We start from the raw sequence: 9,068 nt of genomic DNA, 5'->3' as shown, positions 1-9,068 counted from the left end.
AGGTGCTCCACCCCGCCGCGGACCAGCCACCGGGCGACGTGCCCGCCGAGCGCCCCGGTGCCGCCGGTGACCAGCGCGGTGCGCCCGGGGTGCCAGGGGGTGTCCCGGCGGGGGGCGCCCTCGGCGTGCGGGAACCGGGCGAGGCGCCGGACGAAGGTGCCGAGCGGGCGGATCGCGATCTCGTCCTCCGCCGAGCCGGCGCCGAGCACGGCCGCCAGGATCGCGCAGGAGCGCTCGTCGGCGGTCTCGGGCAGGTCGACCAGGCCGCCCCAGCGGTCCGGGTGTTCGAGGCCGGCGACGCGGCCGAGCCCCCAGAGGGCGGCGGCCGTCGTACTGGCCGGGGGCTCCCCGAGGGGGGACGCCGCGCCCCGGGTGGCGCACCAGAGCGGCGCGTCGAGGCCGGCGTCGCCGAGGGCCTGGACGAGCGTGGCCAGCCCGTCCAGGGCAGCGGTCGGGTCGGCCTGGGCCGGCCCGGGATCGGGCAGCAGCAGGACGCCGGCGGGCGCGGTCTCCCGCAGCCAGTCGGCGAGTTCGGCGCGCCCGGCCGGCACCGCGCCGGGTTCGGGGGCGAGCGCCTCGGCGCCGGCCGCGGTGAGCGCGCCGGCCACGGCGGCGCGCAGCCCGGCGTCCGCCGGGGCGAGGACGAGCCAGCGCCCGGTGAGCCGGCCGGGCACGGCGGGGGCGTCCGCCCACGGCTCCCACCGCTCGGTGTAGCGCCAGGAGCGGGCCACGGTGTCGGCCCGCCGGCGGGTGCGCCAGGCGGCGAGGGCCGGCAGGACCTCGTGCAGCGGCGCGTCCTCGGGGACGTCGAGCAGCGCGGCGAGGCCCGGTGCGTCGGAGGAGGTGACGGTGTCCCACAGGGTGCCGTCGACCGGGTCGCCGCCGGGGGCGGCGGACCGCTTGGCGCGGCCGGGCAGCGCGGTCCCGCCGTCCGGGTCGAGCCAGTAGCGGCGGCCCTGGAAGGCGTAGGTGGGCAGGTCGACCCGGCGCACGCCGGGCCGGTGCAGCAGGCCGGCCCAGTCCACCGGCACGCCGCGGGCGTGGGCGGTGGCCAGGGCGGTGACCAGCTGGTGCGGACCGCCCGCGTCGCGCCGCAGGGTGTGCAGCACGGTGCCGGGGGTGGCGGCTTCGGCGATGAGGTCCTCCAGGGGCACGACGAGCCCGGGGTGCGGGCTGCACTCCAGGAAGACGGCGTGCCCCTCCGCGAGGGCCGCGCGCACCGCCGTGTCCAGCCGGACGGTGCCGCGCAGGTTGTCGTACCAGTACGAACCCGCCAGCTGCTCGGGCGAGTCGACCGCCTCGCCGGTGACCGTCGAGTACATCGGCACCCGGCCCGGCAGCGGGGCGACGTCCGCCAGCAGCGCCTGGAGGTCGTCGCGCAGCGCGTCCATGTGCCCGGAGTGCGAGGCGTAGTCGACCGGGATCCAGCGGGCCCGGACGTCCTCGCGCTCGCACCGCTCGGCCACGGCGGCCAGCGCCTCGACGGCTCCGGAGAGCACCACGCTCGACGGCCCGTTGACCGCGGCCAGCGACAACCGCCGGTCGCCGTCGACGAGTTCGGCGGCGCGCTCGGCCGGGAGGCCGACCGAGAGCATCCCGCCGCCGGTCCCGGAGACCCGCCGCAGCGCCTGGGCGCGCAATACCACCACCCGGACGGCGTCCTCCAGGGACAGCAGCCCGGCCACGTGGGCGGCGGCGATCTCGCCCTGCGAGTGCCCGATCACCGCGGCCGGCCGCACCCCGCACGACTCCCACCACCGCGCCAGACCCACCATCACCGCGAACAGCACCGGCTGCACCACGTCCACCCGCTCCAGCAGCGCACCCGAACCGTCCCGCAACACCTCCAGCAACGACCAGTCCGTCAGCGGATCCATCACCCCCGCACACTCCTCCACCGAGGCCGCGAACACCGCGCTGGAGAGCAGCAGTTCGGCCGCCATCCCGGCCCACTGCGAGCCCTGGCCCGGGAACACGAACACCGGGCCGGTGACGGCGGCGCCGGGGCCGCCCGCGTCCCCCGGGACGGCGTTCGGAGCGGTGGAGGCCGTCCCGTCCGCCACCGCCCGCAGGCCGGCGGCGATCTCGGCGCCGTCGCGGCCCCAGACCACCGCGCGGCGCTCCAGGGCGGCCCGCCCGGCGGCCAACGACCAGGCAGCGTCGGCGATTTCGGCGTCCGGGCGGGCGGTGAGCCACTGCCCGAGGCGCTCGGCCTGCGCGCGCAGCGCGCCCTCGGTGCGGGCCGAGAGCACCCAGGGCACCACCCCGGCCAGGCCCGCGGGCTCCCCGGCGCCCGGCCCGGCGGGGGCCTCGACGGCGGGCGCCTGCTCCAGGATGACGTGCGCGTTGGTGCCGCTGATCCCGAACGAGGACACCGCCGCGCGGCGCGGGCGGTCCAGCTCGGGCCAGGGGCGGCCCTCGGCGAGCAGTTCGACCCGGCCGGCCGTCCAGTCGACGTGCGGGGTCGGCGCGTCGACGTGCAGGGTCTTCGGCAGCGTGCCGTGGCGCATCGCCATCACCATCTTGATCACGCCGGCCACGCCCGCCGCGGCCTGGGTGTGGCCGAAGTTGGACTTCACCGAGCCGAGCCAGAGCGGCCGCTCCTCGGGGCGGTCCTGGCCGTAGGTGGCGAGCAGGGCCTGGGCCTCGATCGGATCGCCGAGGACCGTGCCGGTGCCGTGCGCCTCCACCGCGTCGACGTCGGCCGTGGTCAGCCGCGCGTTGGCCAGCGCCTGGCGGATCACCCGCTGCTGGGACGGCCCGTTGGGGGCGGTGAGGCCGTTGGAGGCGCCGTCCTGGTTGATCGCCGAGCCGCGGACGACCGCCAGCACGGGGTGCCCGTTGCGGCGGGCGTCGGAGAGCCGCTCCAGCAGCAGCATGCCGATGCCCTCGCCCCAGGCGGTGCCGTCCGCGCCGGCCGCGAAGGACTTGCAGCGGCCGTTCGGGGCCAGCCCGCGCTGGCGGGCGAACTCCACGAAGACGCTCGGGGTCGACATGATCGTCACCCCGCCGGCCAGCGCGAGGTCGCACTCCCCGGTGCGCAGCGCGTGGCTCGCCCAGTGCAGCGACACCAGTGAGGAGGAGCAGGCCGAGTCGACGGTGACGGCCGCGCCCTCCAGTCCGAGGGTGTAGGCGACGCGCCCGGAGGCGACGCCGAAGGAGTTGCCGTTGCCGATGTACGCCTCCAGCTCGTCGTCGACGTCCTGGACCCGGCCGGCGGCGTAGTCCGAGTACATCAGTCCGGCGAAGACGGAGGTGTTGCTGCCGCGCAGCGAGAGCGGGTCGATGCCGGCCCGTTCGAAGGCCTCCCAGGAGGTCTCCAGCAGCAGGCGCTGCTGCGGGTCCATCGCGAGCGCCTCACGCGGCGAGATGCCGAACAGCTCCGAGTCGAAGCGGTCGATGCCGTGCATGAACGCGCCCTCGCGGGTGTAGAAGCGCCCGGAGCGGTCCGGGTCCGGGTCGTACAGCCCGGCGAGGTCCCAGCCCCGGTCGGTGGGCAGCGGCGAGACGGTGTCCACGCCGTCGGCGACGACGCGCCAGAGGTCCTCGGGGCTCGCGATGCCGCCGGGGAAGCGGCAGCTCATGGCGACGATGGCGATCGGCTCGTCCACCGCCGTCCGGGCCGGGGCGGCGGCCGGGGCCCGGCCGTACTCGGGCAGGCTGAGCAGCTCGGTGCGCAGGAAGCGGGCGAGCGCGGTGGAGCTGGGGTAGTCGAACAGGACGGTCGCCGGGAGCCGCAGGCCGGTCGCGGTGTTGAGGCGGTTGCGCATCTCCAGCGCGGTCAGCGAGTCGAAGCCCAGCTCGGTGAAGGCCCGGTCGGCGCCGACCGTCTCGGGGCCGGAGTGTCCGAGCACGACGGCGGCCTGCCGGCGGGTCAGGTCGGTGAGCAGCTGGACCTGCTCGGCCTCGGGGCGGCCGGCCAGGCGCTGGGCGAGCCGGCGGGCCTCCTCGCCGCCCGCCCGGCGCCGCGCCGGGACGAGTCCGCTGAGGATGAGCGGCAGTTCGTCGAAGCGGCGCAGCGCGGCCAGGTCGAGCCGGACGGGGGCGAGCAGCGCCTCGTCCTGGGCGAGGGCGGCGTCGAACAGGGCGAGGCCCTGCTCGGCGGAGAGCGCGAGCACGCCGCTGCGGTCGATGCGGTGGCGGTCGGTGGCGCTGAAGTCCTCCCGCATCAGGCCGCTCTCCTCCTCCCACAGGCCCCAGGCCAGCGAGACGCCGGGCAGGCCGGCCGCCCGCCGGTGCTGGGCGAGGGCGTCCAGGAAGGCGTTGCCGGCCGCGTAGTTGGCCTGGCCGCGGCTGCCGATGACGCCGGCGACGGATGAGTAGAGCACGAAGGCGGTGAGGTCGAGGTCGCGGGTGAGTTCGTGCAGGTGGAGGGCGGCATCCACCTTGGGGCGCAGCACGGGGGCGATGCGCTCGGGCGTCAGGGCGGCGATCACGCCGTCGTCCACGGCGCCGGCGGTGTGCACCACGGCGCGCAGCGGGTGCTCGGCGGGGACGGTGGCGAGCAGGGCTTCCAGGGCCGCCCGGTCCGCGGCGTCGCAGGCGGCGACCTCGACGGTGGCGCCCAGGGCGGCGAGCTCGGCGGCGAGGTCCGCGGCACCGGGGGCGTTCGGGCCGCGCCGGCTGGTCAGCAGCAGCCGGCGGACGCCGTGGACTTCGGCCAGGTGCCGGGCGACGAGGGCGCCGAGCGCGCCGGTGCCGCCGGTGACGAGGACGGTGCCGTCCGGGTCGAAGGCGGGCCGGGCGGGCCCGACGGTCTCGGCAGTCTCGGCGGGGCCGCTGCGGGCGATCCGCGGGGCGTACAAGGTGCCGGCGCGCAGGGCGAGTTGTGGTTCGCCGGTCTCGGCGGCGGTCGCGGTGGCGGCGGCCAGGGCGGACACCGAGGCCGGGTCGTCGTCGAGGTCGACCAGGACGATCCGGTCCGGGTTCTCCGACATGGCGGAGCGCACCAGGCCGCCGACCGCGGCGGCGGCGAGGTCGCGCACCGGGTCGCCGGCGCCCACCGAGACCGCCCCGCGGGTCACCACGGCCAGGCGGGTGCCGGTGAGGCGGGGGTCGGCGAGCCAGGTCTGGACGGTGTCCAGGGCGCGGGTGACGGCGGTGTGCACGGCCTGCGCCGGAGGCAGGCCCGGGGCCCCGGCGGCGGGCCAGGGCAGCACGGCCACGGCCGGGGCGGGCAGGCCGTCGTCCAGGGCGCGGGCGAGGGCCGCGAGGTCGGTGTGCCGGGAGGCGTCCGGAGCGGGGGCCAGGTCGTCGTCCCCGACCACCGCCCAGGTGCCGGCGGCGGGGGCGGCGGGCCGCGCCGGGTGGGGCAGCGCGGTCCAGCGCACGGCGTACAGCGGGTCCTGACGGGCGGTGGCGGCGGCGCGCAGCTTCTCCGCCGAGACCGGCCGCACGGACAGCGAGCCGACCTCGGCGACCGGCCGGCCGTGGGCGTCGGCGAGGGTCAGGGTGACGGCCTCCGGGCCGGTGCGCCGCAGCCGCGCCCGCACCGCCGCGGCGCCGGGGGCGAACAGGCGCACGTCGCGCCAGGAGAACGGGAGCGAGACCGGTCCGGCGCCGGGGTCGGCGCGGTCGGCGAAGGCCGCGAGGCCGAGCAGGTGCTGGGTGGCGTCCATCAGCGCCGGGTGGACGCCGAAGCGGTCGGCGTCGTGGGCGACGGCCTCGGGCAGCGCGATCTCCCCGTACACGTCCTCGCCGTGCCGGGCGGCGGCGCGCACACCGAGGAAGGCCGGGCCGTAGGCGACGCCGGCGTCGGCGAGCCAGTCGTAGAACCCGTCGAGCGGGACGCCGCCCTCCTCGGCCGGCGGCCGGGCCGGCGGCTCGGCGGGGGCGGTGCCGTCGGCGCGGGCCAGGGTGCCGACCGCGTGGCGGGTCCACGGCTCGCCGGCGTCGCCCGTGTCGGGCCGCGAGTGGATCGCGACGGCCCGCCGGCCGCCGCCGTCCGGGGCCTCCAGCCACAGCTGGAGCTGGAGGGCGCCGCGCTCGGGCAGGACCAGCGGGGCCTCCAGGGAGAGTTCCTCGACGAGTTCGCAGCCGGCCCGCCGACCGGCGTGCAGGGCGAGCTCCAGGAAGGCGGTCCCCGGCAGCAGCACGGTGCCGAGCACCACGTGGTCGCCGAGCCAGGGGTGGCTGTCGAGCGAGAGCAGGCCGGTGAACAGCGAGCCGTGTCCGTCCGCGAGTTCGACCATGGCGCCGAGCAGCGGGTGGTCCGCCGGGCCCTGCCCGAGGCCGGTCGCGTCGGTGACCCCGACACCCGCGTCCAGCCAGAACCGGCGGCGCTCGAAGGCCTGGGTGGGCAGCTCGACCCGGCGCCGGCCGAGCACGGCCGGATCGGTGACGGTGCCCGCGGTGAGCGCCGCCCAGTCCACCGCCGTGCCGCGCACGAAGGCCCGGCCCAGCGCCGTCAGGACGCCCCGGGCGGTGGGGCCCTCGCGGTCGGCGGTGGGGATGACGGCGACCGTGCCGTCGGCCTCCTCGGCGGCGAGGCACTCGGTGACCATCGGCGTCAGCACGGCCCCGGGGCCGAGTTCGACGAACTCGCTCGCCCCGGCCGCCCGCAGCGCGCCGACCGCGTCGGCGAAGCGGACGGTGCCCCGCAGGTTGGCGACCCAGTGGGCCGGATCGCGCAGGCGTTCGGGGGCGGTGAGCGCGCCGGTGACGGTGGAGACGAGCGGGATCCCCGCGCGGCGCGGGCGCAGACCGTCGACGACGGTGGCGAACTTCTCCAGCACCGGGTCCATCAGTTCGGAGTGGAAGGCGTGCGAGACCGGCAGCCGGGTGTGCCGCCAGCCGCGTTCCGCGCAGACGGCGCGGACCCGCTCGACGGCCTCCGCGGTGCCGGAGACCACCACGCTCGCGGGCCCGTTGACGGCGGCCAGGCCGACCCCGGCCAGCGGGGCCAGGACGGCGGCGGTCTCGGCCTCGCCCGCCCCGACCGCGAGCATCGCGCCGCCGGCCGGCAGCGCGGCCATCAGCCGGGCGCGGGCGGCGACCAGGGTGACGGCGTCCTCCAGGGTGAGCGCCCCGGCCACGTGCGCGGCGACGATCTCGCCCAGCGAGTGGCCGGCCACGTGGTCGGGCGCCGGCGCCCACGCGGTCCACAGCCGGTAGAGGGCCACCTCGTAGGCGAACAGGGCCGGCTGGGCGACGCCGGTGTCCTCGGCCGGCGCCGACGGCCCGTCGGGCTCGCCGAGCAGCACCTCGCGGACGGAGAACGGTGTCACGCCCTCGAAGGCGGCGCAGACCTCGTCCAGCGCGGCGGCGAACACCGGGAAGGCCTCGTACGCCTCGCGCGCGACGCCCCTGGTCCGGGTGCCCTGGCCGGTGAACAGGACGGCGGTGCGGCCGGTCCGGCGCGGCGCGGCGCCCCGCGGCGCGTCCGCGGCGCCGTCCGCGACGGCGCCCAGCTCCGCGGCCAGCGCGGCGAGGTCGGACCCGACCAGGACCGCCCGGTGTTCCAGCACGGCCCGCCCCGAGGCCAGCGACCAGGCCACGTCGGCCGGCCGGGCCCCGGGGTGCGCGAGCGCCCAGTCGCGCAGCCGGGCGGCCTGGGCGCGCAGCCCGGCCCCGGTGCGCGCGCTGACCACCCACGGCACGGGGGCCGGCGACGGCGCGGCGCTCTCCTGCTCGGCGGGCGCCCGGTCCTCGGCCGGCTCCTCCTCGATGATCACGTGCGCGTTGGTGCCGCTGACCCCGAAGGAGGAGACGCCGGCCCGGCGCACCCGCTCCCCCGCCGGCCAGGCCACCGGCTCGGTCAGCAGCTCGACCGAGCCGGTCGCCCAGTCGACCACGGGCGTGGGCTCCTCGGCGTGCAGGGTGCGCGGCAGCAGGCCGTGCCGCAGCGCCAGCACCGTCTTGATGACGCCCGCCACGCCGGCGGCGGCCTGGGTGTGGCCGAGGTTGGACTTCACCGAGCCGAGACGCAGCGGCCGTCCGGCCGGCCGGTCCTGACCGTAGGTGGCGAGCAGGGCCTGGGCCTCGATCGGGTCGCCGAGCACCGTGCCGGTGCCGTGCGCCTCGACCGCGTCCACGTCCGCCGGGCTCAGCCGGGCGCCGGCGAGGGCCTGGCGGATCACCCGCTCCTGCGCCAGGTCGTTGGGCGCGGTCAGGCCGTTGGAGGCGCCGTCCTGGTTGACCGCCGACCCCCGCACCACGGCGAGCACGGAGTGCCCGTGGCGCCGCGCGTCGGAGAGCCGCTCGACCAGCAGCATGCCGACGCCCTCGCTCCAGCCGGTGCCGTCGGCCGCCGCCGAGAAGGACTTGCACCGCCCGTCCGCCGCCAGGCCCCGCTGGCGGGCGAATTCGTCGAAGGCGCCCGGGGTCGCCAGGACGGTGGCGCCGCCGGCCAGCGCGAGGTCGCACTCCCCGGCCCGCAGCGCCTGGCAGGCCAGGTGCAGGGCGACCAGCGAGGAGGAACAGGCCGTGTCGACGGTGACCGCCGCGCCCTCCAGGCCCAGGGTGTAGGCGATCCGGCCGGAGGCGACGCTGGTCAGGCTGCCGGTCAGCAGGTGGCCCTCGACCTCCTTGGGGACGCTGGGCAGCCGGGACAGGTAGTCGCTCGCGATCACCCCGACGAAGACGCCGGTCCGGCTGCCGCGCAGCGAGGTCGGATCGATCCCGGCCCGCTCGACCGCCTCCCAGGAGGCCTCCAGCAGCAGCCGCTGCTGCGGGTCCATCGCCAGCGCCTCGCGCGGCGAGATCCCGAAGAAGCCGGGGTCGAAGTCGGCCGCGTCGTCCAGGAAGCCTCCCCGGTAGGCGCTGCCGGCCGCGCTCTCGGCGTGCTCCCAGCCGCGCCCGGAGGGGATGCCGGTGATGGCGTCGCCGCCGGTGCGCACCAGCTCCCACAGCTCCTCGGGCGAGCCGACCCCGCCGGGGTAGCGGCACTGCATGCCGACGATGGCGATGGGCTCGTGCCACCGGTCCTCGGCGTCGCGCAGCAGCGTCCGGGTCTCGTGCAGCTCGTTGGCCGCACGCCGCAGGTAGTCGCGCAGTTGCTCTTCGTTCGCCATCGTTGGTCTGCTCCGTGAGTGTCCGCGAGGGACGGGGATGCCCCAGCCCCGTGATGG

General features: G+C 78.0%; 1 pseudogene. It reads right to left on the bottom strand.

What is annotated here, in order from left to right:
• Positions 1-8,993: pseudogene (locus tag ABT238_RS36100) on the bottom strand (type I polyketide synthase); the annotation flags it as partial.
• Positions 8,994-9,068 lie beyond the last annotated feature (75 nt).

Origin of the sequence: Kitasatospora sp. NPDC001527, assembly GCF_040298605.1 — a bacterium.
GTDB lineage: Bacteria > Actinomycetota > Actinomycetes > Streptomycetales > Streptomycetaceae > Kitasatospora.
Note: the sequence above shows the minus strand (reverse complement) of the source record. Positions and strands in the feature narration are given on the sequence as shown.